Here is a 26,070-nt window from a genome sequence, read left to right on the forward strand (position 1 = left end):
CTCACCCAGAATGTTAACGCTAACAGAGCCGAGGAGTCCCTGACCATGCCGCGAACGGTCTTATCCGCGCTGATCAGGGGCCTGCGAGCCGTGTGACCTTACTCCGGCTCGGAAAGACCCGTGCCCGGGCGGGGACCTGCCCTCCCCGCCCGGGCACGTTCACGACGACGACGCCGTGGAGTCGCGGATCACCAGTTGGCAGGGCATGCGGTGGACGCCCGGCGTCGCCCGCCCGTCGATGGCCGCGAACAGGTGCTGGGCGGCCGTCCTGCCGAGGAGCTCCAGGTTCATGTCCACGGTCGTCAGGGCCGGGCGCGTCTCGGTGGACAGCACCTCCCAGTTGTCGTAGCCGATCACCGCGATGTCGTCGGGCACCCGCCGCCCCCGCTCGCGGGCGCCCTCGACGAACCCGGCCGCGATCTGGTCGCTGCCGCAGAACACCGCGTCGATCTCCGGCTGTGACATCAGCAGCATCTCCGCCGCGTGCCGTCCCCACCGCTGCGACCACGCCCCCCAGAGTGTCTCCCCCGCCTGCGTGAGGCCCGCCTCGGTCAGCGCCAGCTCCACCCCTTCGACGCGGTCGCGCGCCGCCTTGTAGTGGGCGGGCCCGGTGACGTGCGCGATCCTGCGCCGGCCCAGCGCCACCAGATGCTGTACGGCCATCGCCGCCCCGCCCACGTCGTCCGGCACGAACGACACGTCCTCGGGATCTTCGGAGGGCCCGTAGGCGTACACCACGGGAACCGGCAGATCCCTGCTGACGGAGGACCGCGGGTTGGTGCTCTCGCCCACCACGATCAGCCCGTCGACGCGGCGCGACAGCAGCGCGCGCAGGTGGTGCTGCTCCCTGATGGCGTCGCCGCGGGCGTCGCAGAGCAGCACCGCCATCTCCCCGGCGCCGAAGGCGTCCTCCGCCCCGAGCAGCACCGGTATGCCGAACCGGCCCGCGCTGTCGGAGGTGAGCAGCCCGACCGTGCGCGTCTGCCCGGACAGCAGCCCCCTGGCCAGCGCGTTCGGCTGGAAGGAGAGCTCCTCCGCCGCGGCGAGCACGCGCTGCCGGGTCGAGGCCCGCACGTCCTGCCGTCCGTTGAGCGCCTTGGAGGCCGTGGCGATCGACACCCCCGCCAGGGAGGCCACGTCGTTGATGGTCGCGCGCCTACCCGCCATATTTACGAAACCCTTTTCAGTCACCGATATCTGGGTCAAACCCTAACACCCATTGACAGGCCCGGATGTTTCTTCTACGTTTCCGAAAACCTTTCAGTTCACGGGGGTCCCGAAGGAGACAACCATGAGACTACGGCTGGCTGGGATCGCCTTCCTCGGATTGTTAGCGCTCACAGCCGCCGCCTGCGGCAGCGGTGGGAGCGATAAGCAGCCACAGGCGGCAGGCCCGGTCACGATCACCATGTGGACCCGCGCGGCGACGCAGGCCCAGAGCGAGCGGTTGGTGAAGGCCTACAACAGCAATCACAAGAACCAGGTGAAGCTGACCGTCATCCCGACGGACAACTACCAGCCGCGCATCGCGGCCGCGGCGGGGGCGAAGCAGCTCCCTGACGTGTTCGCCGCCGACGTGATCTTCGTCCCGAACTACACCTCGCAGGGCCTGTTCATGGACATCACCGACAGGGTCGGCGCCCTGCCGTACAAGGACGGTCTCGCGCCCTCCCACATGAAGCTCGGCACGCTGGACGGCAAGCTCTACACCCTCCCCCACACGCTGGACCTGTCGGTCTGGTTCTGGAACAAGGACCTGTACAGCAAGGCCGGGCTCGACCCGGAGAAGGGGCCCAAGACGCTGAAGGAGTTCGCCGAGCAGGCCACCACGATCCAGCAGAAGCTGGGCAAGGACGGCAAGGTGCACGGCACGTTCTTCGGCGGCAACTGCGGCGGCTGCTACGTCTTCACCTTCTGGCCCTCGGTCTGGGCGGCCGGCGCCCAGGTCATGAACCCCGAGGGCACCACCTCGCTCAACGACCAGCCCGCGATGACCGAGGTGTTCAAGACCTACCGCGACCTGTACGAGAAGAAGGTCACCGGCCCGACGGCCAAGGAGGAGCAGGGCCCGACCTGGACCGGCTTCTTCCCCAAGGGTGAGATCGGCGTCATGCCCATGCCGTCGACCACGCTCGGCACGATGCCCGCGGACATGAAGATCGGCGTCACGCCCATCGCCGGTCCCGACGGCGGCGAGTCGACGTTCGTGGGTGGCGACTCGATCGGCATCTCCTCGACCTCCAAGAACGCCGACGCGGCCTGGGAGTTCCTGTCCTGGACCGTGTCCGACGAGGCGCAGGTCGAGGTCATGGCGAAGAACAAGGACGTGCTCGCGCGTACCGACCTGTCCAACAACAAGTACTCGGCGGAGGACCCGCGGGTGGTCCTGATCAACTCGCTGGTCGCCAAGGGGCAGACGCCGTTCGCGCTGCGCTTCGGCCAGACGTTCAACGACCCGCAGGGACCCTGGCTGCGACTGGCCCGTGAAGCGGTGTTCGGCGACGCCTCGAAGGTGCCCCAGTTGAACGCAGAGATTACGAAATCTCTCCAGCAATGACTCTGACCCTCGGCAAGCCCAAGCGACGGGCGGCACACACCGTGCCGTCCGCCCGCTGGCGGGGAAGACAGGCTCAGGGCTGGCTGTACGCCGCACCGACCGCCGTAATCGTCGGCGTCCTGTTCCTCGCGCCACTGGTGCTGGTCGTCTGGATGTCGCTGAACCGCTGGCCGCTGCTGGGGCAGGCGGTGTTCAACGCCCCCGACAACTACACCAAGATCCCGAACAACCCGCTGTTCTTCGACGCGGTGCTCTTCACGCTGAAGTACACCGCCATCACCACCGTCCTGCTGTCGACGGTGGCGCTCGGCCTGGCCCTGCTGGTGCAGGAGCGGCGGCCCGGCGTCGCCTTCTTCCGCACCGCGTTCTTCCTGCCCGGAGCCGTCGGCTTCGCCGCCGCCGCGCTGCTGTTCTACGGCATGCTGAACAACGACTTCGGCCCGATCGGCCCGCTGCTCCAGAACCTCGGCATCACCAAGGAGCCGGTGAAGTGGATCGGCACCCCGAACATGGCGCTGTTCTCCACGATCGCGCTGGTGCTGTGGCGTTTCGCCGGGTTCAACATGCTCATCCTGCTGACCGGCCTGCAGTCGATCCCCGTCGAGGTGTACGAGGCGGCCAGGAGCGACGGCGCGAACCGCTGGCAGATCTTCACCAAGATCACGCTGCCGCTGCTCCGCCCGACGCTGGCCCTGATGCTGATCCTCAGCGTGACGGGCTCACTGCTGGCCTTCGACCAGTTCTTCATCTTCACCAACGGCGGCCCGGACAACAGCACGACCTCGATCGTCATGGTCGTCTACCGCGACGCGTTCTTCCGCTTCGACCTCGGCGGGGCGGCGGCGCTGTCCGTCGTGCTGCTGATCGCCCTGGTCGGGCTCAACACGCTGCTGATGCGGAGGCTCAGGTGAGGTATTACTCCACGGTCACGGCGCTGGCCATCCTGTTCCTGTTCCCGCTGCTGTGGAGCGGCTGGGCGTCACTGGAGAAGCCGCAGAACTACCTGAACATGGCCGCGTACGGCGAGGGCGTCGGCACCTACGCCACCAACAGCGTGCTGGTGTCGTCGATGACCGTCGCCGGGACGCTGATCGTCTCCGCGCTGGGCGGCTACGCGTTCGCCCGGTTCGACTTCCCCGGCAAGAACCTGCTGTTCCTGGCCACGCTGGCGATCCTCATGGTGCCCTACGCGACGATCCTCATCCCGCTCTACGTGCTGCTCGGCTACCTCGGCCTGCAGAACTCGCTGCTGGGGCTGTCGCTGGTGTTCGTGATGTTCCAGTTGCCGTTCGCGCTGTTCATGATGCGCAACGCGTTCGAGGCGATCCCGCGCGAGCTGGAGGAGGCGGCGCTGGTCGACGGCTGCGGCACCTTCCGGGCCTTCTCCCGGATCCTGCTGCACGCCGTACGGCCGGCTCTGGTCACGGTCGGCCTGTTCGCCTTCCTGGCCTCGTGGAACGACTTCTTCGCGCCGCTCATCCTGCTCAACGACGGCTCGTCGTTCACCCTGCCGGTGGCCGTGGTCAGCATGACCCAGGGCACGTTCGGCGCCATCGACTACGGCATGCTCCAGGCCGGTGTCATGGTCATGGCCCTGCCCTGTCTCATCCTGTTCGTCATTCTGCAGCGCCACTACGTGCGCGGATTCATGTCGGGAGCTCTGCGTGGCTAATCCTGTCCTGCCCTCATCGGGCGTGCTGTCCCCCCTCGGCCTGGACGCGGTACGCCTGGCGCCCGGCTTCTGGGGCGACCGCATCGCCCTCAACCGGGACGTCACCATCGCCCACTGCCAGGAATGGGAGGAACGCGAAGGCTGGATCGGCAACTTCCGCGGCCGTCTCCCCCGCAAGGGCAGGGAGTTCAGCGACTCGGAGACCTACAAGCTGCTGGAGGCGATGGCGTGGGCCGACCACCCCGCGCTGCCCGAGCTGGCCGAGACCGTGGCCAGAGCCCAGGAGGGCGACGGCTACCTCAACACCCGCTGGACCGGCAACCGCTACACCGACTTCGAGTGGGGCCACGAGCTGTACTGCTACGGCCACCTCATCCAGGCCGGGGTCGCCAGGCTCCGCATGCACGGCGAGGACCGGCTGACCGAGGTGGTCACGCGGGCGGCGGACCACATCTGCCGCCGCTTCATGGACACCTCGGAGACCTGCGGCCATCCCGTGGTGGAGATGGCGCTGGTCGAGCTGTACCGGGCCACCTGCACCGACCGCTACCTGGAGATGGCCCGCCGCTTCGTCGAACGCCGCGGCCTGCCCGCGCTGGGCGAGATCCCGTTCGGCCGCGCATACTTCCAGGACGACGTCCCGGTACGGCGGGCGCAGTCGTTGCGCGGGCATGCCGTACGGGCGCTCTACCTGGCCGGCGGCGTCGTGGACGTGGCCGTGGAGACCGGCGACGTGGAGCTGCTCAAGGCCGTCGAGGCGCAGTGGGAGCGCGCGGTCGCCAGGCGCACCCACCTGACGGGCGGCATGGGCTCGCGGCACGCCGACGAGTCCTTCGGCGACGACTACGAGCTGCCGCCGGACCGCGCCTACTCCGAGACCTGTGCGGGCATCGCGTCGATCATGCTGGCGCACCGGCTGCTGCTGGCCACCGGCGACGCCCGGTACGCCGACCTGGCCGAGCGGACGCTGTACAACGTGCTGGCCACCGGGGTGGCGCTGGACGGAAAGTCGTTCTTCTACGCCAACCCGCTGCGCGTGCGGGTGCCGGCCGAGCCCTTGGAGGGGGTCAACCACGCCGCCGAGGGCGGGCTGCGGTCGCCGTGGTTCGACGTGTCGTGCTGCCCGCACAACATCGCCCGCACGCTCGCCTCGCTGGCCGCCTACGTGGCGACCTCCGATGCGGGCGGGTTGCAGATCCACCACTTCACGCCCGGCGAGATCACCCACGGGTCGCTCGGGGTGCGGGTGGAGACCGGGTATCCGTGGTCGGGCGGGGTGCGCGTGCGGGTGCTGTCGGGCGGCAGCGGGCGGATCTCACTGCGGGTCCCCGCCTGGGCGAAGGGCGCGACGCTCTCGTACGGGCCGGCCGCGCCGTCCGGCGCGAGCGGACCGGGCGGGGGGCCGGTCGCGGGGCCCGGCTCGCGCCTGGGCGCCGGGCTGGGCGCCGGGCTGGGCGCGGCTACGTCCGACATTTCGCATATGTCGGGTGCTCGCGAGGTCGAGCCCGGGTACGCGGTCGTCGAGGGTGACTGGCGGCCCGGTGACGAGATCCGTCTCGAGCTGCCCATGGCTCCCCGGTGGACCTTCCCCGACCGGCGCGTGGACGCGCTGCGCGGGAGCGTCGCGGTGGAGCGCGGGCCGCTCGTCTACTGCGCGGAGTCCGTCGCCGACGAGCCCCCACTCGCCGACGTGGCCGCCCGCGTCTCCTCCCCACCCACCGACCACCTGACCGACCATCTGGCCGACCACCCCAATGACCACCCCACCGGCCACCCGGCCGACTCTCCGGCGAGGGCGTCCGCAGCCGCCCCCACGCCGGAGGCGGCCGGTTCCGAGACGGGCGCGCCCGTTCCCGTCGCGGGCGCGCCCGTCGAGCCCGCGGATCCCGTCACGGGCACGCCCGGCGGATCCGTCGAGCCCGCGGATCCCGTCGTCGAGGTGGAGGTCGCCGTTGTGCTCGGCGCTCCGGAGGCCAATGGCTGGCCGTACGGGCCGGTGGCCGATGCGGTGGAGGGCGTGGACACCGTGCTGCGGCTGGTGCCGTACCACCGGTGGGGCAACCGCGGCCCCGCCACCATGCGCGTCTGGCTGCCCGTCGCCGAGTAACACCCCCCATGGAGGACTTTGTGCGCAGAACCCTGCCGGGCCTGGTCGCGTTAGCCGTCGCGGGCAGCCTGCTCGGCGCCGCGTCCCCGGCCACGGCCGTCCAGGACGACCTCGGCATGCCGGTCTTCACCGGCGAAGATCCCGTCCCGGCCGAGCCCGTCCGCTACGAGCCGCGCAAGATGATGGCGGAGATCTACAAGAAGGAGAAGGGCGGCGACTCGTACTGGATCGACCGCATGCTGGCCCGCCCCGGCGACGACCCGGCGGGGACGTGGCTGATGTCGCGTGGCCGGGCGGTGTTCATGAAGGAGCACGACCCCTCGGTCATCGGCTTCGGCGGCAGCGTGGCGTACTGGGAGAGCATCGACAATCGCGACGCCTACACCGTCTCGCTCGGCACGGACCTCAAGGAGGACGTGAGCAAGCGGTTGCAGATGCCCAGCCACTGGACCGGCCAGTACGCGGGCGGCGGGCTGGCCGTGACCGTCAAGAAGTTCATCACGCAGGAGAACGTGGCGGTCACCACGCTGGCGGTCACCAACACGGGCACCGCGAAGGTGGACGTACCGGTCACGGTGACGTCGCCGTACACGAAGACCGCGGACGGCGACCGCGAGCTGACCGGCGTCGTGGCGGCGAAGAACCGGCTGACCACGATCTTCCCCCGGCTCAGCGGCGACGGCCTGAAGGTCGCGGACGGCACGCTGAAGGGGACGCTCGCCGTCGAACCGGGCAAGACCGTGCGGACCAAGGTGCAGCTGGGGTTCGTCACCGAGGAGCTGGCCGGGTCGCGGTCGGAGTACGACGGCTACAAGGGGCGCTCGCCGGAGAAGGCGCTGCGCCGGCAGCTCCAGGACTACAACGCCTGGTGGGCGGAGAACCTGCCGTACATCGACGTGCCGGACGAGAACATCAAGAAGTTCGTCTACTACCGCTGGTGGTTGATGAGGTTCAACTTCCTCGACGCCGACATTCCGGGGAACGACTTCCAGTTCCCGACGTCGGTGGAGGGGGCGCTCGGCTACAACAACGCGATCGTGCTGACCGTGCCGATGTTCCTGCAGGACCTGAAGTACCTGCGGGATCCGATCTACTCGTACGGCCCCTGGGTCTCAGCCGGGGAAGTATCGCGTAACTCGAAATATACGGATAATCCGGGTGACCCGGAGAACTGGTCGAACAGCTACACCCAGTACATCTCGGCTTCGGCGCTGGAGAGCTACCAGCTCCACGGCGGGCAGCCCGCGATCCTGCGCAACCTCGCCCGCTACGCGGAGAAGGACGTCTACGGGCAGCTCAACGCGTACGACTCCAACAAGAACGGGGTCATCGAGTACGACTGGGAGGCGATGACCGGCAACGACGCCGACGCGGTGTCGTTCCACTACTACGACCGGGCGAACGAGCGGCTCGAAGGCGCCTACGTCTACGCCAACGCGATGGCGGCGGCGCAGGCGTACACGCTGATCGGCGACTCGGCGAAGGCCACCGAAATGCGCGGCGTGGCGGACAAGGTGAAGAACGGCATCCTCACCCTGCTCTGGGACGACCAGAACAAGCTGTTCAAGCACCGCGACCTGCAGACCGGCAACCTGATTCCGTGGAAGGAATCCAACAACTACATCCCGTACGCGACCGGCCTGGTCCCGACGGACGACCCGAAATATCGGGAAGCACTCCGCCTATGGGCCGACCCTGCTGAATATCCGATTTTCCCGGCCTATACGGCTAATCAGAAGGACAAAGCGGAGGCCGCCGCGCAGGGCCAGCCGGGGTCGAACAATTTCTCGCAGATCAACTCGACCCGGAACTTCTCGCTGTTCTCCAAGGCGCTGCGCGACTACGCCTCGCCGTACATCACCGCCGAGCAGTACAAGCAGTTGCTGTACTGGAACGCCTGGTCGCAGTTCGTCGGCGGCGACACCCGTTACCCGGACGCCAACGAGTTCTGGTCGAACTGGAACCCGAGCACCAAGTCCATCGACTACCGCTCGTGGATCCACCACACGATCCTCGGCAGCAGCAACTGGACGGTCATCGAGGACGTCATGGGGCTGCGCCCGCGCTCCGACGGCAAGGTGGAGCTGTGGCCGGTCGACATCGGCTGGGACCACTTCACCGTCAACGGCATCAACTACCGCGGCAGCGACCTGAGCATCGTCTGGGACAAACCCGGCGACGGCGCCACGCACTACGCGGGCGTGCCCGAGGGCTACTCGATCCTCATCGACGGCAAGCGCAAGGTCACGCTGTCCGGGCTCGCGCACGCCGTCTGGGACCCGGCGACCGGCAGGGTCGAGGGTGGCACGGTGCTGCACTCCGAGGCGGCCCGGTCGATGAAGGCTCCGGCCGAGGTGAAGCTGTCGGGCGACCGGGTCGAGGACCTGTTCCAGAAGGCCGGGGTCGATCTCGGCTCCACCCGGCCGAACCTGGTCAAGTCCGCCACCGCCTCGCACGGTGACCCGGCGGGCGCGGTCGACGGGTTCACGATCAACGAGCCGTACTGGGGCAGCAAGGGCTCCGGCAAGACGCAGGACTGGCTGGAGGTGGACCTGGGCGCGGCCCGGCCCGTCGACCTGCTGCGGCTGTACTTCTCCAACGACCGCAAGGTCGGCGGCTACAGCGAGCCCGCCCTGTACTCGGTGCAGTACCTCGACGGCGCCACCTGGAAGGACGTCCCCGGGCAGGCCAAGGAGCCGGTCTATCCACGGGCCAACCTCAACGACGTCCGCTTCAGGTCGGTCGTCGCCCAGAAGCTGCGCGTGCTGGTCACTCACCGGCCCGGCTACTCGACGGGCTTGAAGGAGGTGCAGGCGTACGCGACCGGCTCGGCGCCGCCGTCGGCGGGCAACCGGGCTCCGTACGTGCTGGCCGTACCGGATGCCACCTTCAACCGCCCCGGGCAGGCCAAGCTGGACGCGATCGTCAAGGACGACGGGCTGCCGTCGGGGACGCTCAGCATGCAATGGAGCGTCGTCGACGGGCCCGGAGAGGCGTTCTTCACCGATCCGGCGAGCCCGGCCACGGTCGCCTCGTTCACCGAGGCGGGCACGTACCACCTGCGGCTGACCGCCACCGACGGCGCCAAGTCGGCGTCCGGCACCGTCGCCGTCACGGTGAGCGCCCTCGGCACGCAGGTGAACGTGGCGCCGTACGCGACGCCGACCGCCTCCTACACCTCACCGTGGGAGAAGGTGACGGCGATCAACGACGGCATCGACCCGCCGCGCTCCAACGACGGCGCCAACCCGCGCTGGGGCACCTGGCCGCAGCAGGGCACGCAGTGGGTGCAGCTCGACTGGCCCTCGCCGGTACGGGTGAACAAGGCGGAGGTGTACTTCTTCGACGACGACGGCGGCGTCCGCGTCCCGGCGTCGTGGAAGATCCAAGCGTGGGACGGCGACTCGTTCGAGGACGTGACCGGCGCCGCCTCCTACCCGGCCGCGGTCGACGCCTACAACTCGGTCTCGTTCGACACGGTGACGACGACCAAGCTCCGCGTCGAGCTGGTGTCCGGGCAGGCGTCCGTCGGGCTGCTGGAGTGGAAGGCGTACGCGGTGCCGCCGGACTCGGTGCGGCCCGTGCACGTCCCCACGGTGGCGGGCACGCTGCCGCGGCTTCCCGGCACGGTCGAGACGCTGTACGCGGACGGCGGCCGGGGCCAGGCCGCGGTGACCTGGCAGCAGGTGACCGCCGACCAGGTCAAGACCGGTGGCACCAGCTTCAAGGTCGCCGGGCTCGCCGAGGGCCTGCGCTCGCCCGTCGAGGCGACGGTGTACGTCCGGACGAGTCCGGCGGTGACCATCACCTCGATCGCCGAGGAGGCGGTACGGACCCGGGCGGGCACCGCGCCGTCGCTGCCCGCGACCGTCGTGGCCACGTACAACGACGGGTCCAAGGACAGCTCGGTCGCGGTCACGTGGGCGGCGATCGATCCCGCCTCGTACGGCTCCCCCGGGACGTTCTCGGTGACCGGGCAGGTGGCGGGCACCACGGTTCCCGCGAAGGCGACGGTGACAGTGGAGTGATCCGGTAAATATTTCGCCAGTTTTCGGGTAGCTGATGGCCCTCGCGATCTCATGGAGGTAACTCGATGGGCTGGAGCTACCGAAAGTCGGTCAAGCTGGGGCCGTTCCGGCTGAACCTGTCACGCGGCGGCGTCGGGCACAGCTGGGGCAACCGGTTGTTCCGGGTCACCCGCACGGCGGACGGCCGCCGTACGGTGTCCGTCAACCTGCCCGGCGGTTTTCACTGGCGCAAGACGACAAGCCGGCGCGATTAGCGCAATATCCCAAAGGGCCGGAGGCGATCGCCTCCGGCCCTTTGGCTTGGGCTCACTCCGAGATCGCATTGACCAGCCGCGTCCAGAACTGCGTGAGCTCCGGGCCGGTGTAACGGCGGAAATGAATGCGCTCGTGTCCCCGGTAGACGGCCACCTCAGTCATCGGTGTGCCGTCCTCCTCGAAATTGGTGTAGAGGCTCGTCCAGTCGTCCGGACCGGCTTGCCAGTCCGCGAAGGCCAGGTGGGCCGCATGCTCTTGGAGCGCTTCAACCCAGCGTTCCTCCCCCGAGGAGTGCATGAATTTCACCTTGCCAGGAGAGACCCCATGAGCAGGCAAAACACGCTATTTGCTGACCTGAGCGTCTTAAGCGCTGGAAAACACAAGACTGCCTCTTTCTCGTGAATCCCCCTAGATTCCTCGGCACCGCTACCCCGAGGAGAACGTCGTGGCTGAACTATGGGAACTGGCCGCCGGAGAGCTGGCGCGGATGATCGGCGTCCGGGAGGTGTCGAGCCGTGAGGTGGTCCAGGCGCATCTGGCCCGGATCTCCGAGGTGAACCCGCACGTCAACGCCATCACGGTGGTGCTGGACGAGCAGGCGCTCGAAGCCGCGGACACGGCCGACCGCGCGCTGCGCGACGGCACGGCGCCGGGCCCGCTCTGCGGCGTCCCCATGACGGTCAAGGAGAACGTCGACGTGGCCGGCTCGGCGACGACACTCGGCATCGTCGCCCTCCGTGACGCCCTCGCACCGCGCGACGCCCCGCACATCGCCCAGTTGCGCGCGGCGGGCGCGATCCCGATCGGCCGGACGAACATGCCGGAGTTCGGCATGCGCTGGCACACCGACAACGCCCTGCGCGGCGCGACCCGCAACCCCTGGTCGGCCGGCCACACGCCGGGCGGCTCCAGCGGCGGCGACGCGGCCGCGGTGGCGACCGGCCTGACCCCGCTCGGCATCGGTAACGACGGGGCGGGCTCGCTGCGCTGGCCCGCCCAGTGCTGCGGTGTCGCCGCGCTGAAGCCGTCGCTGGGCCGGGTCGCCCATGGAGGACAGGCGTCGCCGTTCGGGTTCCAGCTATTGGCCGTGCACGGTCCGATCGCACGGCGCGTGGCCGACCTGCGCCTGGCCTTCGACCACATGTGCGGCCACACGCCGGGCGACCCCTGGTACGCCCCTGTGCCCCTGCGGGGCCCCGCCCCGGGGGCGCCGACAGGCGTGGCCGCGGTCACCGGACTCGACGCCGACCCCCAGGTCACCGCCGCCGTACGGCAGGCGGCCAAGCTGCTCACCGACGCCGGATACCAGGTGACGGAGAGCCTGCCGCCGGCCCTGGACCGAGCCGCCGAGATCTACACCCAGATCATGTCCTCGTACGGCCGCGTCCACGAGGAGCAGCCGCCCGTCGAGTCGATCGCCTCCGAGGGGTTCGTCCGGTTCTGGACCGCCTTCGAGGAGCCCTGGGCGCGAGCGGCCGGCCGGGCGGCCTTCGACCCGATGATGGAACGCGCCGCCATCGCGCGGGCGTGGGACGCATGGACGGCCTCGACCCCGCTGGTCCTCGCGCCGATCTGCACGATCCCCGCGTTCCCGGTCGGCGCCGATCTCGATCCCGAGTGGGTGGCCGGGTGGCCGGCGGCTCTGCGCATGAGCGTGGTGGCCAACCTGCTGGGGCTGCCGTCGGTCGCCGTGCCCACCGGTCAGGCGGACGGGCTGCCGCAGGCCGTACAGATCATCGGGCCGCGCTTCCGCGAGGACCTGTGCCTGGACGCGGCCGCCGCCATCGAGGCCGGGACCCCGCGCCTGACGCCGATCCACCCCCGATAATCGTTGGACGTGTGTTCCATGCTGGACTCATGGAACACACTCCCGACGCCCGGGTGCTCATCGTGAACAACGACGACAAACAGGCCTGGTCGCAGCCCGGCCGATCGAGCTAGGGGCGACGGATCTATGCGGCGCATCCTCGTGGTCGGCATCAGCGGAGCCGGCAAGTCCACCATGGCACGGGCCCTGAGCACCCGCTTCGCGGTGCCGTACCACGAGATGGACGCCCTGCACTTCGCCGGCCCCGGCTGGGCCGTGAACGACGAGTTCGCCGCGCAGGTGGCGCGGATCGCCTCTGCACCGGCCTGGATCTTCGACTCCTACGGCTATCCCGAGGTCCGCGACCTGCTCTGGGAGCGTGCCGACACCGTGGTCTGGCTGGACTTTCCCCGGCGGGTCATCATGCCCCGGGTGCTCAGGCGTTCGCTCCGCAGGACCTTCCTGCGTGAGCGGATCTTCGGCGGTAATCGCGAGACCCTGACCGGCTGGTTCCGCCGCGATCACCCCGCCTGGTGGGCGTGGTCACAGCACGGGGTTCGGCGGGCGGACATCCAGCGGCGCGTCCACGATCCACGCTTCGCCCCTCTGCAGGTGATGCGCTTCGGCACCCCGGAGGAAGCCGCCGGCTGGCTGCGGAGTCAGTGACCCTGGCTCAGCGAAGGGCTCTGGCCAAAGGCGTGTCCCCGGCCGGGTCCAGCGGCGCCGCCAGCATGAACGGCATCTGCGCCATGAACCTGGGCCGCTCACCGAGGTGCTCCTGCGCGGCGTGCACGGTCAGCGGATGCACCAGATAGGCGTCTCCCGGTGAGCCGGTCGCCGACGCCACCGGCCGGTCCCGGCTGGCCGCGTCCAACAGCGCGCCCGCGCTGACATGGTCGTACACCTGATCACCCAGCGCCCCGAGGCTGTCACGCTGCGATCCCGCCCTGACCCGGGTCGGCGCGTCCAACTCACCGACCTCCGAGAACAGCATCAGCACCAGGAGGTTGTGCGCGCGGACGGTCACCCCCCAGGTGCCGTCGGGCCGCGGCAGGTTGAGGTCGACGTGCCAGCCGCGGTCGTCGGCCGGGGGCTGCCGTGGGAACCGGATCGGGATGTTGCCCGCCGCGCCGCGTGGCTGCCAGCCGCCCTTCCCGCACACCGCGTCCAACCCGGCCGCCAGCACGGGCGACCTGACCAGCTCACCGAACGGCCCCCGCCCGGTCATGTCCGCGGCCCACACCACCGGCTCGCGCCAGCCCTCGGGCTCGTCGGGCGACAGGCCGATCTGCTTCCACAGCAGCTCCTGCGCCGCTTCTCCCTGCTCACGCGTGCCGATCGTCAGCTTCACGAAGCCGTCCCGCACGAACGACTCCACCAGATCATCCATGGCGACCACGCTATTTCGGGCCGCAACCGATTTTCGTGCGGGCGATTTCGTAAGGCGGCTTGCACTATATCGGTAAGGTGCCTTACGTTTCTCGGATGCCCGACACTCCGTACAACGAACTCGTCGCCCGGCTCGGCCCCCCGCTCGGCGTCGAGGAGGCTCGCGCCCAATGGGGCCGGTTGGTGCGCGCCGCCCAGGACGGCAAGACCACGCCGATCACCCGCGAACGCTGGGAGTGGGCCGCCCTGATCCCGCTCTCCGAAGTGTCCGGGCCGCTGACCGGCCTGCCCGCCCTGCCGCTGTCAACGGTCCGCCGCAAGCTCGGCGACCTCGTACGGCAGGCCGCCCAGCCGTACGAGAGCGGCCCCGTGCTGCTCACCCGCCACCGCACCCCCGTGGCCGCCCTGGTCGGAGCCCGCCACCTGGTCGGCAGACCTCGCCTGGCACCGGAGGACCTGCTCCGCGACGGCCACACCATCCTGCTGACCCACCTGCCGGAACCGGCCTACTCCGCCGTCGCCCGCGACCCCGACGGCAACCCGATCGCCAGCGGCCAGGGCGACAGCGTCGACGAGGCCCTGCGACGCCTGCGCCCACCGGCCTGAGCGGGGCGGTGGATCACTTGCCGTCCTTGTCGGAGTCGGCCGCGAAGACGATCACCCCCAGGTAGCCGTCGTCCTCCTCGGTGACCTTCAGCAGCATGCTGTCCTTGTAGATGCTGTCACCGTCGTTGAAGGTGTCCCGCCCGGTGTGCGTCGCGTACGGCGACTGCGTGAAGACCTTGGTGTTGAGCGCCTCGTCGAACATCACCTGGGTCGTGAGCACGCGCGCGTTGCTGAAGTGCACCATCGCGTGGATGTGCACCGTCCGCCCTCGATACCACCCCGGCCAGACGGTGGTGAACTCCACGATCCCATCGCTGTTGGTGACCTGTGCCCCGCGCAGGTAGCGCTTGTCGTCCGTCGGGGTCAGGTCCATCGCACTGGTCTCACCCGTCGGGGCGCCTGTGGGCGGGCCACCGTTCGGCGGGGCGCCGGTCGGCGGATTGCCGCTGGGCCGGCCGCCGCCCCCGGTCGACAGCGACTCCGCTCCGGAGTAGAGCCCGGCCGCGTCGCAGTGCCAGATCTCCACCACGGCGTTCCCCAGCGGTTTGCAGCTCTCGCTGTCCTGGACCTTGAACATCAGGCGCAGCCGCGTGCCCTTCCGATCCTCGCGGATGTCGCTGCGGACCTTGTCCGCGTCGAAGTAGTAGGGACCCTGAGTGGTGGTGGCGGTCAACGTGCACGTGTTGGCTTCGGCGAACAGAGCGGTGACGTCCTTGGCCGTGGTGGTCGTCGTCGCAGTCGGAGACACGGTCGCCCCTGTGGAGGTGGTCGCCGCCGGCGCGTCCTGGCCGCAGGCGGCGAGCAGGCTACCGAGCCCGAGCGAACTGACACCGGCGATCAACCGCCGCCGGCTGACCCGCTGACCCTCATGATCGTGTCCCACGTGACTGCCTTCCGGAAGAGTGTTCTTGCTGACGGAGTAAAGGTACGATCCATGCCTTGGCACCCCATTTGCGGCAGATGAACTTTTCATGAGCCACAGCCCGTACAAAATAGGACAAGGCTCCATGGATGGTCATGGGGTTGCTACTGTCCTCATAACCGCGTGGGGGACGAGGAGACGACGAATGAGTGACGCACCCCAACGGCCAGGTGTGTCGGCCGGTGTTCCCAGCGTTGCCCGTATGAACGACTACTTCCTGGGCGGTAAGGACAACTTCGCCGCCGATCGCGAGGCCGCCGCGAAGGTGCTGGCCCTGATCCCGGACGCCAAGGTGATGGGCGAGTACGTCCAGGAATTCCGGGAACGGGTCGTGCGCTACCTCGTCGAACAGGGCGTCCGGCAGTTCATCCACGTCGGCTCCGGGCTCCCCACCAAGCAGAACGTCCACGAGGTGGCCCAGTCGCTGGACCCCGGCGCCCACGTCGTCTACGTCGCCGACGATCCGGTCGCGCTCAACCACGCGCGGGCGCTGCTCGCCACCAACGAGCGAACCGGAGCGATCGAAGGCGACATCCTCCACCCCGACGCCATGCTGGACGATCCCGCCCTGGGCCAGCTGATCGACTTCGACCAGCCCGTCGCTGTGCTGATCATTGGCGCGCTCCAGTACATTCCCGATGAGAACGACCCGTTCGAGAACGTGGCCCGGCTGTGCGAGCGGCTGGCGCCCGGCAGCTTCCTCTGCCTCACCCACGCCGTCTTCGACGGCCGCCCCGAGATAGCCGAGCAGATCGCCGACGTCTTCCGGGAGGCCCTCAACCGGCCCAAGGGCGGCCCGCGCAACCGCGACCAGGCGCTGCGCTTCTTCGACGGGCTGGACCTCGTCGAGCCCGGCTTCATCTACGTCCGCCAGTGGCGCTCCGACGCCCCGGTCTCCAAGCAGGAGGAGAAGAGGGCCTGGGTCCTGGCCGGAGTCGCCCAGAAGCCACCCCAGGACTGAAGAGCCGGGTCCCCTTCGATCGCCTCGTGCTCTGCCCGTGATCCGCTTCCGGCATGATCACGCTCCATGAAGAAGATGATCACGGCCCTGGTGGCCTGCGGCGCTCTGCTGGTGCCCGCCACTCCCGCGCAGGCCGCCACCCCCAAGGATCCCGTCCGAGCCCTGAAGACCAAGCTGATCTCCGGGCACGGTGTGCGGTTCACCGAGACCACCACCCTCTCGGGCGACGACAAGGTCAAACTGCAGGACCGTAAGGGAACCTTCCAGTTCAACGCCAAGGGCATCGCGGCCTCCGACATCAAGACCAACGCCACCAATTCCGAGCCCGAGCGGAGTATCAGTGTCGGCAAGGTCAGCTACACCTCGGGCGGGCTGTTCAACGACCGCCTCCCGGAGGGCAAGACCTGGCTCAAGAGCGGCGGCATGTACGGCGGCGCCGGCGGCTTCTTCGGGCAGGTCATCAACCCCGCCGAGCCGAAGACCATAGCCGCGCTGATCAAGAAGGGCCGGCTGACCAGGAGCACCATCACGGGGAAGATCACCTTCGATGAGCTCGAGAAGGTGTCGCCCTGGTTCGGCGCGTCGATCCCGCTGCGCATGCACAACGAGAAGGTCACCTACACCCTCACGCTCACCTCCGCCGGGCTGGTGAGCAGAGTGAAGAGCTCGTACGCGGCGACGGGGGTGTTCGACAAGAGCGAATTCGACGGCAAGACCATCACGATCGACAGCCGCTTCACCGGGTGGGGTACCAAGGTGTCGATCAAGGCGCCGGACCCCGAAACGGTGACCAGCAAGATGAACAACTAACCGTTCCGGCGTCATCGCCGCGCTCACCGCCTCCTACATGATCGAACCCGGCAGCGTGCCGGCACTTCTCAGCCGACGTTAATGGTCACATCACGCCTGCTCAATGGGGGCCCGACATCGTCATAGTCGTGAGCACGATGACGAGGACGGCCCTTCGGGACGAGACGGCGGAAAGCCAACCGGCCGAAGGGCCGGTTGGCGGGTATGACGAGCAGCGAGTACGGGTTTCCAACCGGGCGTACTCTTTCGCCGCCTGGGTCCGGCAGGCCCTGATGCCCACCGGGATGGCCCGCCAACTGCCGACGTACATGATCATCGGGTTCGTCAGCACGCTCGCCTACCTGCTGCTGTTCGCGATCCTGAGCATGATCGTGTCCTCCGTCACCGCCAACGCGACCGCCATGGTCCTCACCACGATCGCCAGCACGGCGGCCAACCGCAGGTTCACCTTCGAGAGGACCAGCCGGGCGGGCGCGGTACGCACCCACCTGGAGAGCATGCTCGTCCTCTGCATCGCCCTCGCGATCACCACCGTGAGCCTGGACCTGCTGCCCTCGGCCACGTCGCCCCTCACCGAGCTCGTCACCGTCATCCTGTCCAACGGCCTGGCCGGCATCGTCCGGTTCGTACTGTTGCGGACCTGGGTGTTCAACCCCCGAAGGGCATCGTGAGCGGCACCCGGCTTCAGTGGGCCAGGAGTACCAGCGCCAGCGCGGCCAGGGCCGGGACGGTCTGGACAAAGAGGATCTTGCGCGACGCCGTCGCGGCACCGTACAGCCCGGCGACGATGACGCAGGCAAGGAAGAAGATCCTCACCTGGAAACCGACCGGATCAGGAGCGAAGGCGCCCCACAGCAGCCCGGCCGCGAGAAACCCGTTGTACAGACCCTGGTTGCCGGCGAGCACCTTGGTCGAGGCGGCGAACTCCTCCGTCGTACCGAAGGCGGCCCTCGCCCGGGAACCGGTCCACAGGAACATCTCCAGGACCAGGATGTAGACATGCAGCAGGGCGATCAGAACTACCGCGACTATGGCGATGACGGACATCCCGCACACATTACGTCACGCTCGACTCGTACACGGAAGTGGGCGGGTTCACACCACCCGTGCAGGTGCGCATCGGCAAGTCCGGCGACCGGCTCACCAGCTCATGCAGCAACGACGGCAAGAACTGGTCGCTGACCGATCCCGTGTCGACCCCGTCGACCGCACGCGACGGCGCGCAGGACACGCTGCAGAGCCTCCGCAAACCGGTCACCGCGCTGAGCTAGGAGCCGAGCCGGGGCCCGGAACACGCGAACGACAGCAACCGCGCCAACTCACCGTACTTCGCCAGCCAGCTGACCTGGGACACCACCTGGTGGCAGGTCGACCTGGGTACGGTCAACGACATCTCACGCGTCAACGTGCGCACCTATGTCGGGGGCGGGCGCTCCTACGAGTACCGGCTGGAGGGGAGCCTCGACGGCACCACCTGGTACACCCTCGGCGGCCGCCGCGGCACCCGGGCCGTGACCGACGCCGGAGACACCATGACCACTGAGGCGAAGGCCCGGTACGTCCGGGTGGTCGGCACCCACAACAGCGCCAACCTGTCGTTCCATCTCACGGAGGTCAGCGTGTACGGCACTCCGGAGCAATGACGACGTGACCCCGCTTGACCTTGACACGGTGACAAGGGCTTCACTGTTGCCAAGGAGGTGGTCCCGATGGCCATGCCACAACAGGACACGGATACGATCCGAGCTTTCCAGGGGTTGGAGGACAGCAACTCGTCAGTACGGCTGCGGGCGGCGCTGGCGGTCGGCACGACCCCTGACCCGCGGTTCATCGACAAGCTCATCGAACGATGCGCGATCGAACCCGAATTTCACGTGCGCGACATGCTTACCTGGGCGCTCACCCGCCACGCAGTATCAACGACGCTCTCCAAGCTTCTCCAGGAAGTCCGCTCGGAGCGTGCGCAGGCACGAAGCCAGGCGTTGCACACGCTGTCCAAGATCGGGGATCGGCAAGCGTGGCCGGTGATCACCCGGGAGCTGCTGTCCGACGCCGACGATGAGGTGGCGCGGAGCGCTTGGCGGGCAGCGGTCGTGCTCGTGCCCGCAGGTGAGGAGCCCGAGTTGGCCGCAGTGTTGTCGACACAGCTCGGGCGCGGCGAACGTGAGATGCAGCGGAGCCTCAGCCGGGCGCTGATCGCGCTCGGTGAGGTGATTGAGCCAACGCTGCGCGCCGCGATGACGGACCTCGACCCGCGCGTACGCGAGCACGCGATCGCCACGGAACGGCTGTTGCGCGACCCGGATGCCGGGTTCGGGTTCGCGATCGAGGAGGCGAAGCGCGTCGTGGCCCTCGGCACGACCGGCCAGGAGGGGTGATGGGCAGTGTTGATCGGTGATGTGGCACGACGGTCCGGGGTCAGCGCCCGCATGCTCCGGCATTACGACTCGCTCGGCCTGGTGCGGCCGACGGGTCGTAGCGATGCCGGCTATCGCGAGTACTCCAGCGAGGACATCCGGCGGATCTTCCATATCGAGAGCCTGCGGTCCTTGGGGCTGTCGCTGCGTGAAGTCGGGCGCGCGCTCGATGATCCCGACTTCACCCCCTCAGAGCTCGTCGACGACCTCACCCGCCAGACGCGAGAACGCATCGCGGCTGAGACGGAGCTGCTCACGCGACTGCGTCGGGTCGGAGCCGCGGAACCCGCGGGCTGGGAGGACGTCCTCCAGATCGTCGCGCTCCTCCAGGCGTTGGGGTCGAAGAGCGCCGGCAAGCGCCAGCGCGCGGCCTTGTCCTCGGTCGAAGAGGTTGCGGTGCCGGTGGAAGCACTGGTCGAGGCAGCGCTGAGCGAGACGGACCCGAACGTCGCCGGAGCCCTTCGATGGGCTTTGGCGCAATCGGGCGATGAGGGATTGGCGCTGCTGGCGGAGGGCCTCGGCTCACCCGTAGCCGAGGTGCGCAAACGTGCCGTCCAGTCTGTTGCCGAGATCCCGAGCGGCGCGGCGACCGCACTGCTGCAGGACGCCTTCACGAACCCCGACATCGTGGTCCGCAGGTATGCGGCTCTGGCACTCGGGGCACGTGGAGTGGCCGACGCGGTCCCGACCCTCATTGACATGGTCGTCGAGGGGACGAATGACGTCGATGCCGCCGATGCGCTGAGCGCGCTGTCGAGTCGTCCCGCGTTGGCGGATCAGATCGCCGCCAGGCTAGTTGATCGCCTTGCCCCCGGCACCGTCGAACCGTCCGCACGTCGACGGCTGACACAGGCGCTCGCGGACATCCCGGGAACCACAGCGTCACAAGCCCTCGCAGATCTGTCACATGACGAGGACCGTGCCGTCGCGCTTACCGCGGCATACATTCTCGGGATACGCGACGCACGATAACGGCCTCGAGACCCTGGAAAACGCGGAATCCCGTCCGATCCAGATGATCGAACGGGATCCCGTCAAACGGTCCAGCGTGGAGCTATGGGGATTCGAACCCCAGACCCCCTCCATGCCATGGAGGTGCGCTACCAGCTGCGCTATAGCCCCTTGTTGCGCACCCAGTGTATCGGAATCCCAGCGCGCCCGTGTCACACACGATCCACCGTGATACGTCTTAAGTCCTATGTCGACTTTCGAGGACCACCGAAGCCTGCTGACCGGCGTCGCGTACCGGATCCTGGGCAGCATGGCCGACGCCGAGGACGTGGTGCAGGAGGCGTGGCTGCGCTGGTCCGGCGTGGACGAGACGACCGTCGCCGAGCCCAAGGCGTACCTGGTCAGGATCACGTCGCGGCTGGCCATCGACCGGCTGCGGTGGGTGAAGTCGCGGCGGGAGTCGTACGTCGGCCCGTGGCTGCCCGAGCCCATCAGCACCGCGCCCGACGTCGCGGAGCACGCGGAGCTGGCCGACTCCGTCGAGCTGGCGCTCCTTGTGGTGCTCGAAACGCTCTCGCCGCTGGAGCGGGCGGTGTTCGTGTTGCGGGAGGCGTTCGACCTGCCGTTCTCCGAGATCGCCGAGGTCATCGGCCGGGCCGAGCCCGCCACCCGGCAGCTGGCCAAGCGGGCCCGCGAGCACGTACAGGAGAAGCGGCCCCGTTTCGACGTGGACCTCGGCGAGCGACGGCGCATCACCGAACGCTTCATCCGCGCCTCCACCAGCGGCGATCTGGACGGGCTGATCGGCCTGCTGTCCAGTGAAGTGACGCTGGTCAGCGACGGCGGCGGCAAGGCCCGCGCCCCGCTGCGCGCCCTCACCGGTGCCGAGAACGTGACGCGCTTCCTGGCGTCCATCACCACCCCCGAGGGCATCGCCAAGTTCATGGCCTCGATCGGTGTGGGGGACTTCACCACCATGTCGTACGGCCTGGCGAACGTGAACGGCGCCCCCGCCATGGTCGTCTCGGTCGCGGGCCGGGTCGTCACCGTCATCTCCCTGCTCATCACGGACGGCAAGATCGACACCATCTACCTCCTCGCCAACCCGGAGAAGATCGCCCACCTCGACGCCCTTTCCTGACCCGCGACCACTGTCAAAGGCCCGCCCAGCACCGTGCCGTGGAAGCGGGTGCCGGCCTTCCTCCAGAACGTCAGAGAGAAGTAGTGGTGCGCATGGTCAGCGCGGCATCCTCCAGGGACAGCGCGACCGTGACGGCCCCCAGCTCCCCCGTACGCCGGACGTGGGTGCCACCACACGGGATCGACGTCTCGCCTTCCGGCAGCGCGCAGTGCCACGTACGGCGGGCCGTCAGCCCGGGCCCCGGCACGTCGAGCCGGACCGCCGCGTCGGCCATGACCCACGCTTTGAGCCGGTCGTTCACCTCTGCGGCGACCTGCGAGAGCTCCAGCCCGTCGGCGGAGAACCCCTTCTTACGCAGGGACTTGCCGAGGCGGTAGACATCCTCGCTGCCGAAGGGGGAGATCCGCGACGAGGTGATCGCGCTCTGGTCGAAGTCCGGGTGGCCGAGTCCGTCCGGCGCCACCGGCTTGCGCCAGTGCCCGGCCAGGGCGGCGTTGAGCGCGAGGGCGGCCAGATGGCAGGCGGTGTGCCCGGCCGACAGCGCCGCCCGGTGGCCGGGGTCCACCTCCAGCGCCACCTCGGTCCCCACGGGCAGCGGGGTGTCGGTCACGTGGACGACCAGCCAAGCCCAGCCCTCGGTGCCCCGGCGTACCGGGATGTCGGGGCCGAGGAAGATCTCGCCGGTGCCCGACTGGGCCCCCGTGACGCAGTCGGCCACCGGCAGCCCGCCGATCGTGCCCTGGTCGGCCGGTTGGTCCGGCCAGGTGTGATCAAGCGGGTGGAAGGGGGTTTCGGCGACGACGAGGCCGTGCCGGCCCCCCGCCGGCACGACCCCGACGATCTCCGACCGGCCACTGACATGACCGTCGGGGAAGGTGACGACTGTCGAATTCATCCGCCTATTCTGGCAGGCACGGGCTCGTCGTCCAGCGGCGCGGACTCGTCCTCGAGGTAGCGGTTCCGGCCCGCGTACAGGCCGGTGAAGAGCTGCACGACCAGCACCGCGAAGATCAGCGCGTACGGCAGCGTCCACCCACCGGTCATCTGGTGCAGCACCCCCACGAGCAGCGGCCCCGCACCCGCGATCAGGTACCCGGCGCTCTGCCCGAACGCCGACAGCGCGGCGGTGGACTCCGGCGTACGGGTGCGCAGGGCGAGCATCATCAGCGCCAGCGGGAACGACCCCATGCCGATCGCCACGAACGTCACCCAGACCGCCGCCGTCGAGATCGGCGCGAACCACAGCCCGGCGAAGCCGACGGCGTAGCAGGCGACGAGCCCGACGACGACCGGCCGCTGGTCGGAGAAGCGCGAGGCGATGACGGGCACCAGGATCGAGACCGGGATGCTCAACGCGGTGAACACACCGAGCAGCAACCCGGCCTGGCCGGTGGTGTAGCCGCCTTCGGTGAGCATGGTGGCGAGCCAGCCGAACATGATGTACGCGATCATGGACTGGCTGCCGAAGTAGAGCGCGACCATCCAGGCCAGCTTGCTCCGGGCAAGCCGGCGAATGCCCGCGTCCCCCCGGCCGGTGTGCCGCTCCGGCTCACTGCGCAGGAGCACAAGCCACGGAATGGCGGCCACGGCGGCCAGGGCCGCCCACACGCCGAGCGCGATGTGCCAGTCACCCGACGCGCGCTCGATCGGCACGGTGGCCGCGGCGGCGAGCATGGTGCCGACGGCGAGTGCGACGGTGTAGACGGTGGTCATGATCCCGGTTCTGGCCGGGAAGTGGCGCTTGATCAGCGTCGGGATGAGGACGTTGCCGACGGCCCCGCCCGACAGCGCGACCGCGCTGCTCAGCAGGAACACCGGCGCGGAGCCGACCAGCGACCGCACGAGCATGCCGGTGCCGAGCGTGACGAGCGCGAGCAGCAGCAGCCGGTGCTCGCCCACGCGGCGGGCCAGCGTGGGTGTGATCGCGCCGACCGTGGCGAAGGCCAGTACCGGCAGCGTGGTGAGCAGGCCGGTGCCGACGCTCGACATGCCGAGCGCGCCGGCGAGCTGATCAAGTAGGGGGCCCACGCTGGTCACGGCGGTGCGCAGGTTGAGCGCCGCGAGGACGATTCCCAGCACGAGGAGCCAGACGAGGGATCTGCCTTTGGTCTCTTGGGCGGCGAGCACGCTCATGCGGGGACGGTTCCTCCACTCATCAAGTCATGGGATGAATCGCCATCTTAACAGGGCCGAAACACGCATTTATTCCTGACCACGACAAAACCCCCCGAGACACTCGGGGGGTTTGACGTCAAACCATCACAGAACGGGCGGCCGACCCTGCGGCGGCTCATTACGCGAGGGCGGCGGGCCAGGCACCGGGCCGGGCGGGGGGCCGGGCACCGGGCCGGGCGGCGGGAGCGTGGAGCCCCCGGGGAACTCGCCGCCACCGCCGATGGTGCCGGGCGGCATCCGGTCCCCGGTCCCGGGCGGCACCGGCTGGTCGCCGGGCTCGTAGCGGGAGCCGCTCTGGTGCGGTCCGGGCACCTCGCCGCGCCAGCCGCCGGTCTCGCCGCCGCGCGACTCGATGAACGACTTGAAGCGTTCCATGTCGTTCCTGATGCGCAGGCGGACGATCTGCAGCCAGTCGGCGGCCGTCTCGAGGAACCCCTCGGGGTCGTACTCCATCTGGAGCGTGACCCTGGTCGTGTTCGGGTCGAGGTGGTGGAAGGTCACCACACCCGCCTGGTGCGGACGGTCGGTCGATCGCCAGGCGATCCGCTCGTCCGGATGCTGCTCGGTGATCTCGGCCTCGAACTCGCGCTTCACTCCCGCGATCTCGGTCACCCACGCCGTACGCGTGTCACCGAGCTGCTTGACGGATTCGACACCCTCCATGAACTCGGGGAAGCTCTCGAACTGCGTCCATTGGTTGTATGCCACCCTGACGGGGACCTGGACATCTACTGAGTGCTCGATCGTGCTCATGGGGGTGGCCCCTGCCCAGCCCCGCGAGCGGTTAACGCCTGCGCAACAGCCAGTAGAGGCCGACGAACGGCAGGACCAGCGGGATGAACAGGTAACCCTTCCCATAAACCGACCAGACGGTCGCCTCGGGAAAGGCGGCCGGATCGAGAACGCTGGCCGTGCCGATGAGCAACACGCCGGCCAGCTCGACGCCCAGCGCCGCCAGCGCGAGGGTGCGCGCCCCACGGATCAGCGCGACGGTGAGCAGGATGTAGACCAGCGCGGCGAACGCCGACAGCGTGTACGCCAGCGGCGCCTCCCCGAACCGGGTGACGATCTGCACCGTGGCCCGCGAGCCCGCGGCGAGCGCGAAGAGCCCGTAGACGGCGACGAGCGCCCGCCCTGGCCCGCTGCCGAGGGACGGCGCGGTCACGGGAGACCCTGCCAGATCTGCAGCAGCCGGCCCGTCATCACCGCGATCGCGAACCCGGCCACGACCAGGATCGCCGGCCCCCACCGGCTCCGCTCGGCCAGCGCGAGGAAGACGCCCGCCGGCGGGATGACCGCCTGGCCGCCGAGGTAGCCGTAGAGCGTGGCCTTCGCGGCCGGCCCCTGGCCACCGACCACCGCGGCGATCACGATGCCCGCCTGGACCAGCACCGCCACCTCCAGCACGGCGAACCCGATGAGCAGGACCATGCCCATGGGCCGGTTGCGGATCGCGGTGATCAGGCTCGCCAGGGCGAGCAGCAGCGAGCCGACGATCACGATCGTGGCGACGGTGGTGTTCATCGGGAAAAGGCTATCGCCCGGGTAGGTCGCCCTCGATTCCGTCCAGCAGCCAGTTGAGCCCTCGCTCGTAGGTGTCGTCGGCGCCCGCCACGCCACCCTCGATCAGCGGCGCGAGTCGCGGGAACGCACCGCTCGCGACCAGCTCCCGCATGTACGGCTCGGCGATGGCGGCTCGTTCGGCGTCGTTGACCCCCATCGTGCGGGGTGCGGCGCGCTCCAGCGACTCACGGATGATGTAGCCCAGCGAGTAGTCGTCGACCGTGGCCAGGATCCGCCACTTGGTCAACTGGTCCACCTCCAGCCCGTCGAGCGCGGCCAGCGACTGCTCGACATGGCGCAGCCCGTTCGGCCCGACGGAGACGCGCTGGGCGACCAGGTCGACCCGCCACGGATGCCGGCGTACGACTTCCCGCTCGCGCCGGGCGATGGTCAGGATCGCCGCGCGCCAGTCTTCCGGCAGCGGCTCGTCCACCAGCACCTCGGCGGCGACCTCGTCGGCCATCAGGTCGAGCAGGTCTTCCTTGCGCTCGATGTAGGAGTAGAGCGTCATCGCGCGGGCGCCCAGCTCGGTGGCCACCCGCCGGATGGAGACCGCCCCCAGCCCTTCGGCGTCGGCGATCGCGATCGCGGCGGCCACGATCGCCTCCCGGGTCAGCGCGGGACGTCGCTGCGGCGCGGGCCGCGACCAGACGGAACTCACGGGCTCAGTCTAAGCGAGCCGATACACCGTACGAATAATGTTACGCTG

General features: G+C 69.1%; 29 protein-coding genes and 1 tRNA gene. 17 read left to right on the forward strand and 13 right to left on the reverse strand.

The genetic code is table 11. The annotated features are described in order from the left end of the window. Positions 1-159: 159 nt before the first annotated feature. Positions 160-1,167 (reverse strand): LacI family DNA-binding transcriptional regulator, encoded by a 1,008-nt coding sequence (locus tag KLK06_RS49805; protein WP_214642864.1) that lies wholly within the window; start codon positions 1,165-1,167, stop codon positions 160-162. 124 nt (positions 1,168-1,291) lie between these two features. Here KLK06_RS49805 and KLK06_RS49810 point away from each other — a divergent pair, with 124 nt between their 5' ends. From KLK06_RS49810 to KLK06_RS49835, 6 genes are all read left to right on the forward strand, one after another. Then, on the forward strand, positions 1,292-2,557 hold the full coding sequence (locus KLK06_RS49810; RefSeq protein WP_214642865.1) for an ABC transporter substrate-binding protein: 1,266 nt from the start codon (positions 1,292-1,294) through the stop codon (positions 2,555-2,557). Next, positions 2,554-3,468 (forward strand): carbohydrate ABC transporter permease, encoded by a 915-nt coding sequence (locus tag KLK06_RS49815; RefSeq protein WP_214642866.1) that lies wholly within the window; start codon positions 2,554-2,556, stop codon positions 3,466-3,468. The genes KLK06_RS49810 and KLK06_RS49815 overlap by 4 nt, the downstream gene beginning before the upstream one ends. After that, on the forward strand, positions 3,465-4,229 hold the full coding sequence (locus KLK06_RS49820) for a carbohydrate ABC transporter permease (RefSeq protein WP_214642867.1): 765 nt from the start codon (positions 3,465-3,467) through the stop codon (positions 4,227-4,229). Before KLK06_RS49815 ends, KLK06_RS49820 begins: the two co-directional genes overlap by 4 nt. Continuing rightward, positions 4,222-6,336, forward strand: coding sequence for a beta-L-arabinofuranosidase domain-containing protein (locus tag KLK06_RS49825; protein ID WP_214642868.1), 2,115 nt, complete (start codon positions 4,222-4,224; stop codon positions 6,334-6,336). Before KLK06_RS49820 ends, KLK06_RS49825 begins: the two co-directional genes overlap by 8 nt. A 20-nt stretch (positions 6,337-6,356) precedes the next feature. Continuing rightward, positions 6,357-10,364, forward strand: a complete 4,008-nt coding sequence (locus tag KLK06_RS62745) for an Ig-like domain-containing protein (RefSeq protein WP_214642869.1) — start codon at positions 6,357-6,359, stop codon at positions 10,362-10,364. Between the two features lie 65 nt (positions 10,365-10,429). Further along, a complete protein-coding gene (locus tag KLK06_RS49835) occupies positions 10,430-10,618 on the forward strand; it encodes a DUF4236 domain-containing protein (RefSeq protein WP_214642870.1) in 189 nt (62 codons plus the stop codon). 52 nt (positions 10,619-10,670) lie between these two features. Here KLK06_RS49835 and KLK06_RS49840 read toward each other — a convergent pair whose 3' ends face one another. Then, entirely contained in the window at positions 10,671-10,916 is a 246-nt protein-coding gene (locus tag KLK06_RS49840; RefSeq protein WP_214642871.1) for a hypothetical protein, read from the reverse strand. Positions 10,917-11,064: 148 nt separating this feature from the next. On the opposite strand from KLK06_RS49840, the gene KLK06_RS49845 reads away from it, so the two are divergent. Beyond that, positions 11,065-12,447, forward strand: a complete 1,383-nt coding sequence (locus KLK06_RS49845; RefSeq protein ID WP_214642872.1) for an amidase — start codon at positions 11,065-11,067, stop codon at positions 12,445-12,447. 126 nt (positions 12,448-12,573) lie between these two features. Continuing rightward, complete coding sequence (locus KLK06_RS49850) at positions 12,574-13,092, forward strand: hypothetical protein (protein ID WP_214642873.1); 519 nt, start codon at positions 12,574-12,576, stop codon at positions 13,090-13,092. A gap of 7 nt (positions 13,093-13,099) precedes the next feature. Here KLK06_RS49850 and KLK06_RS49855 read toward each other — a convergent pair whose 3' ends face one another. Beyond that, entirely contained in the window at positions 13,100-13,816 is a 717-nt protein-coding gene (locus KLK06_RS49855; RefSeq protein WP_214642874.1) for a phytanoyl-CoA dioxygenase family protein, read from the reverse strand. A gap of 95 nt (positions 13,817-13,911) precedes the next feature. Between KLK06_RS49855 and KLK06_RS49860 the strand changes: the two genes are divergently transcribed. After that, positions 13,912-14,421 (forward strand): type II toxin-antitoxin system prevent-host-death family antitoxin, encoded by a 510-nt coding sequence (locus tag KLK06_RS49860; RefSeq protein WP_214642875.1) that lies wholly within the window; start codon positions 13,912-13,914, stop codon positions 14,419-14,421. Positions 14,422-14,434: 13 nt separating this feature from the next. Here the strand turns inward: KLK06_RS49860 and KLK06_RS49865 are convergent, their stop codons facing one another. After that, positions 14,435-15,304: an intradiol ring-cleavage dioxygenase gene (locus KLK06_RS49865; RefSeq protein WP_214642876.1), complete on the reverse strand. Its 870-nt coding sequence runs from the start codon at positions 15,302-15,304 to the stop codon at positions 14,435-14,437. A gap of 184 nt (positions 15,305-15,488) precedes the next feature. Between KLK06_RS49865 and KLK06_RS49870 the strand changes: the two genes are divergently transcribed. The 3 genes from KLK06_RS49870 to KLK06_RS49880 all read left to right on the forward strand — a co-directional run bounded on the left by KLK06_RS49870 (position 15,489) and on the right by KLK06_RS49880 (position 17,785). Next, a complete protein-coding gene (locus KLK06_RS49870) occupies positions 15,489-16,304 on the forward strand; it encodes an SAM-dependent methyltransferase (protein WP_214642877.1) in 816 nt (271 codons plus the stop codon). Between the two features lie 66 nt (positions 16,305-16,370). Continuing rightward, entirely contained in the window at positions 16,371-17,114 is a 744-nt protein-coding gene (locus KLK06_RS49875; RefSeq protein WP_214642878.1) for a hypothetical protein, read from the forward strand. Between the two features lie 137 nt (positions 17,115-17,251). Continuing rightward, entirely contained in the window at positions 17,252-17,785 is a 534-nt protein-coding gene (locus KLK06_RS49880) for a GtrA family protein (RefSeq protein WP_250907298.1), read from the forward strand. A gap of 13 nt (positions 17,786-17,798) precedes the next feature. Here the strand turns inward: KLK06_RS49880 and KLK06_RS49885 are convergent, their stop codons facing one another. Beyond that, positions 17,799-18,161: a DUF1304 domain-containing protein gene (locus tag KLK06_RS49885; RefSeq protein ID WP_214642880.1), complete on the reverse strand. Its 363-nt coding sequence runs from the start codon at positions 18,159-18,161 to the stop codon at positions 17,799-17,801. Positions 18,162-18,220: 59 nt separating this feature from the next. Here KLK06_RS49885 and KLK06_RS49890 point away from each other — a divergent pair, with 59 nt between their 5' ends. Next, positions 18,221-18,385 carry a hypothetical protein gene (locus tag KLK06_RS49890; RefSeq protein WP_214642881.1) on the forward strand — a complete coding sequence of 55 codons (165 nt, stop codon included), beginning with the start codon at positions 18,221-18,223 and terminating at the stop codon, positions 18,383-18,385. On the opposite strand, the gene KLK06_RS60890 is transcribed toward KLK06_RS49890, so the two are convergent. Beyond that, positions 18,382-18,519, reverse strand: a complete 138-nt coding sequence (locus tag KLK06_RS60890; RefSeq protein ID WP_250907277.1) for a hypothetical protein — start codon at positions 18,517-18,519, stop codon at positions 18,382-18,384. The genes KLK06_RS49890 and KLK06_RS60890 overlap by 4 nt on opposite strands. Between KLK06_RS60890 and KLK06_RS49895 the strand changes: the two genes are divergently transcribed. The 3 genes from KLK06_RS49895 (at position 18,455) to KLK06_RS49905 (ending at position 20,503) form a co-directional block, all read left to right on the forward strand. Further along, complete coding sequence (locus tag KLK06_RS49895; RefSeq protein ID WP_250907299.1) at positions 18,455-18,757, forward strand: discoidin domain-containing protein; 303 nt, start codon at positions 18,455-18,457, stop codon at positions 18,755-18,757. The two genes, KLK06_RS60890 and KLK06_RS49895, sit on opposite strands and share 65 nt — an antisense overlap. Before the next feature lie 66 nt (positions 18,758-18,823). After that, positions 18,824-19,492 carry a HEAT repeat domain-containing protein gene (locus tag KLK06_RS49900; protein WP_214642940.1) on the forward strand — a complete coding sequence of 223 codons (669 nt, stop codon included), beginning with the start codon at positions 18,824-18,826 and terminating at the stop codon, positions 19,490-19,492. A gap of 6 nt (positions 19,493-19,498) precedes the next feature. Then, positions 19,499-20,503, forward strand: a complete 1,005-nt coding sequence (locus tag KLK06_RS49905; protein ID WP_214642882.1) for a HEAT repeat domain-containing protein — start codon at positions 19,499-19,501, stop codon at positions 20,501-20,503. Positions 20,504-20,580: 77 nt separating this feature from the next. On the opposite strand, the gene KLK06_RS49910 is transcribed toward KLK06_RS49905, so the two are convergent. Beyond that, positions 20,581-20,653, reverse strand: a tRNA-Ala gene (locus tag KLK06_RS49910). A gap of 76 nt (positions 20,654-20,729) precedes the next feature. Here KLK06_RS49910 and KLK06_RS49915 point away from each other — a divergent pair. Further along, positions 20,730-21,623, forward strand: a complete 894-nt coding sequence (locus KLK06_RS49915) for an RNA polymerase sigma-70 factor (protein ID WP_214642883.1) — start codon at positions 20,730-20,732, stop codon at positions 21,621-21,623. Positions 21,624-21,693: 70 nt separating this feature from the next. Here the strand turns inward: KLK06_RS49915 and KLK06_RS49920 are convergent, their stop codons facing one another. From KLK06_RS49920 to KLK06_RS49945, 6 genes are all read right to left on the reverse strand, one after another. After that, a complete protein-coding gene (locus tag KLK06_RS49920; protein WP_214642884.1) occupies positions 21,694-22,518 on the reverse strand; it encodes a metal-dependent hydrolase in 825 nt (274 codons plus the stop codon). Beyond that, positions 22,515-23,756 (reverse strand): MFS transporter, encoded by a 1,242-nt coding sequence (locus tag KLK06_RS49925; RefSeq protein WP_214642885.1) that lies wholly within the window; start codon positions 23,754-23,756, stop codon positions 22,515-22,517. Before KLK06_RS49925 ends, KLK06_RS49920 begins: the two co-directional genes overlap by 4 nt. 126 nt (positions 23,757-23,882) lie before the next feature. Further along, entirely contained in the window at positions 23,883-24,551 is a 669-nt protein-coding gene (locus tag KLK06_RS49930) for an SRPBCC family protein (protein ID WP_214642886.1), read from the reverse strand. Positions 24,552-24,582: 31 nt separating this feature from the next. Further along, positions 24,583-24,963, reverse strand: coding sequence for a hypothetical protein (locus KLK06_RS49935; RefSeq protein WP_214642887.1), 381 nt, complete (start codon positions 24,961-24,963; stop codon positions 24,583-24,585). Beyond that, entirely contained in the window at positions 24,960-25,322 is a 363-nt protein-coding gene (locus KLK06_RS49940) for a hypothetical protein (protein ID WP_214642888.1), read from the reverse strand. Before KLK06_RS49940 ends, KLK06_RS49935 begins: the two co-directional genes overlap by 4 nt. Positions 25,323-25,332: 10 nt before the next feature. Continuing rightward, a complete protein-coding gene (locus KLK06_RS49945; RefSeq protein WP_214642889.1) occupies positions 25,333-26,022 on the reverse strand; it encodes a TetR/AcrR family transcriptional regulator in 690 nt (229 codons plus the stop codon). Positions 26,023-26,070 lie beyond the last annotated feature (48 nt).

The sequence above is a fragment of the Nonomuraea sp. NEAU-A123 genome, assembly GCF_018603905.1.
Classification (GTDB): Bacteria; Actinomycetota; Actinomycetes; order Streptosporangiales; family Streptosporangiaceae; genus Nonomuraea.

Coding starts and splice junctions, on each gene's coding strand:
- KLK06_RS49930 (WP_214642886.1), bottom strand. CDS start 24,551: ATGAGCACGATCGAGCACTCAGTAGATGTCCAGGTCCCCGTCAGGGTG.
- KLK06_RS49940 (WP_214642888.1), bottom strand. CDS start 25,322: ATGAACACCACCGTCGCCACGATCGTGATCGTCGGCTCGCTGCTGCTC.
- KLK06_RS49805 (WP_214642864.1), bottom strand. CDS start 1,167: ATGGCGGGTAGGCGCGCGACCATCAACGACGTGGCCTCCCTGGCGGGG.
- KLK06_RS49920 (WP_214642884.1), bottom strand. CDS start 22,518: ATGAATTCGACAGTCGTCACCTTCCCCGACGGTCATGTCAGTGGCCGG.
- KLK06_RS49835 (WP_214642870.1), top strand. CDS start 10,430: ATGGGCTGGAGCTACCGAAAGTCGGTCAAGCTGGGGCCGTTCCGGCTG.
- KLK06_RS49885 (WP_214642880.1), bottom strand. CDS start 18,161: ATGTCCGTCATCGCCATAGTCGCGGTAGTTCTGATCGCCCTGCTGCAT.
- KLK06_RS49915 (WP_214642883.1), top strand. CDS start 20,730: ATGTCGACTTTCGAGGACCACCGAAGCCTGCTGACCGGCGTCGCGTAC.
- KLK06_RS49815 (WP_214642866.1), top strand. CDS start 2,554: ATGACTCTGACCCTCGGCAAGCCCAAGCGACGGGCGGCACACACCGTG.
- KLK06_RS49850 (WP_214642873.1), top strand. CDS start 12,574: ATGCGGCGCATCCTCGTGGTCGGCATCAGCGGAGCCGGCAAGTCCACC.
- KLK06_RS49860 (WP_214642875.1), top strand. CDS start 13,912: ATGCCCGACACTCCGTACAACGAACTCGTCGCCCGGCTCGGCCCCCCG.
- KLK06_RS49880 (WP_250907298.1), top strand. CDS start 17,252: ATGACGAGGACGGCCCTTCGGGACGAGACGGCGGAAAGCCAACCGGCC.
- KLK06_RS49810 (WP_214642865.1), top strand. CDS start 1,292: ATGAGACTACGGCTGGCTGGGATCGCCTTCCTCGGATTGTTAGCGCTC.
- KLK06_RS49875 (WP_214642878.1), top strand. CDS start 16,371: ATGAAGAAGATGATCACGGCCCTGGTGGCCTGCGGCGCTCTGCTGGTG.
- KLK06_RS49855 (WP_214642874.1), bottom strand. CDS start 13,816: ATGGATGATCTGGTGGAGTCGTTCGTGCGGGACGGCTTCGTGAAGCTG.
- KLK06_RS49870 (WP_214642877.1), top strand. CDS start 15,489: ATGAGTGACGCACCCCAACGGCCAGGTGTGTCGGCCGGTGTTCCCAGC.
- KLK06_RS49840 (WP_214642871.1), bottom strand. CDS start 10,916: ATGCACTCCTCGGGGGAGGAACGCTGGGTTGAAGCGCTCCAAGAGCAT.
- KLK06_RS49925 (WP_214642885.1), bottom strand. CDS start 23,756: ATGAGCGTGCTCGCCGCCCAAGAGACCAAAGGCAGATCCCTCGTCTGG.
- KLK06_RS49900 (WP_214642940.1), top strand. CDS start 18,824: ATGGCCATGCCACAACAGGACACGGATACGATCCGAGCTTTCCAGGGG.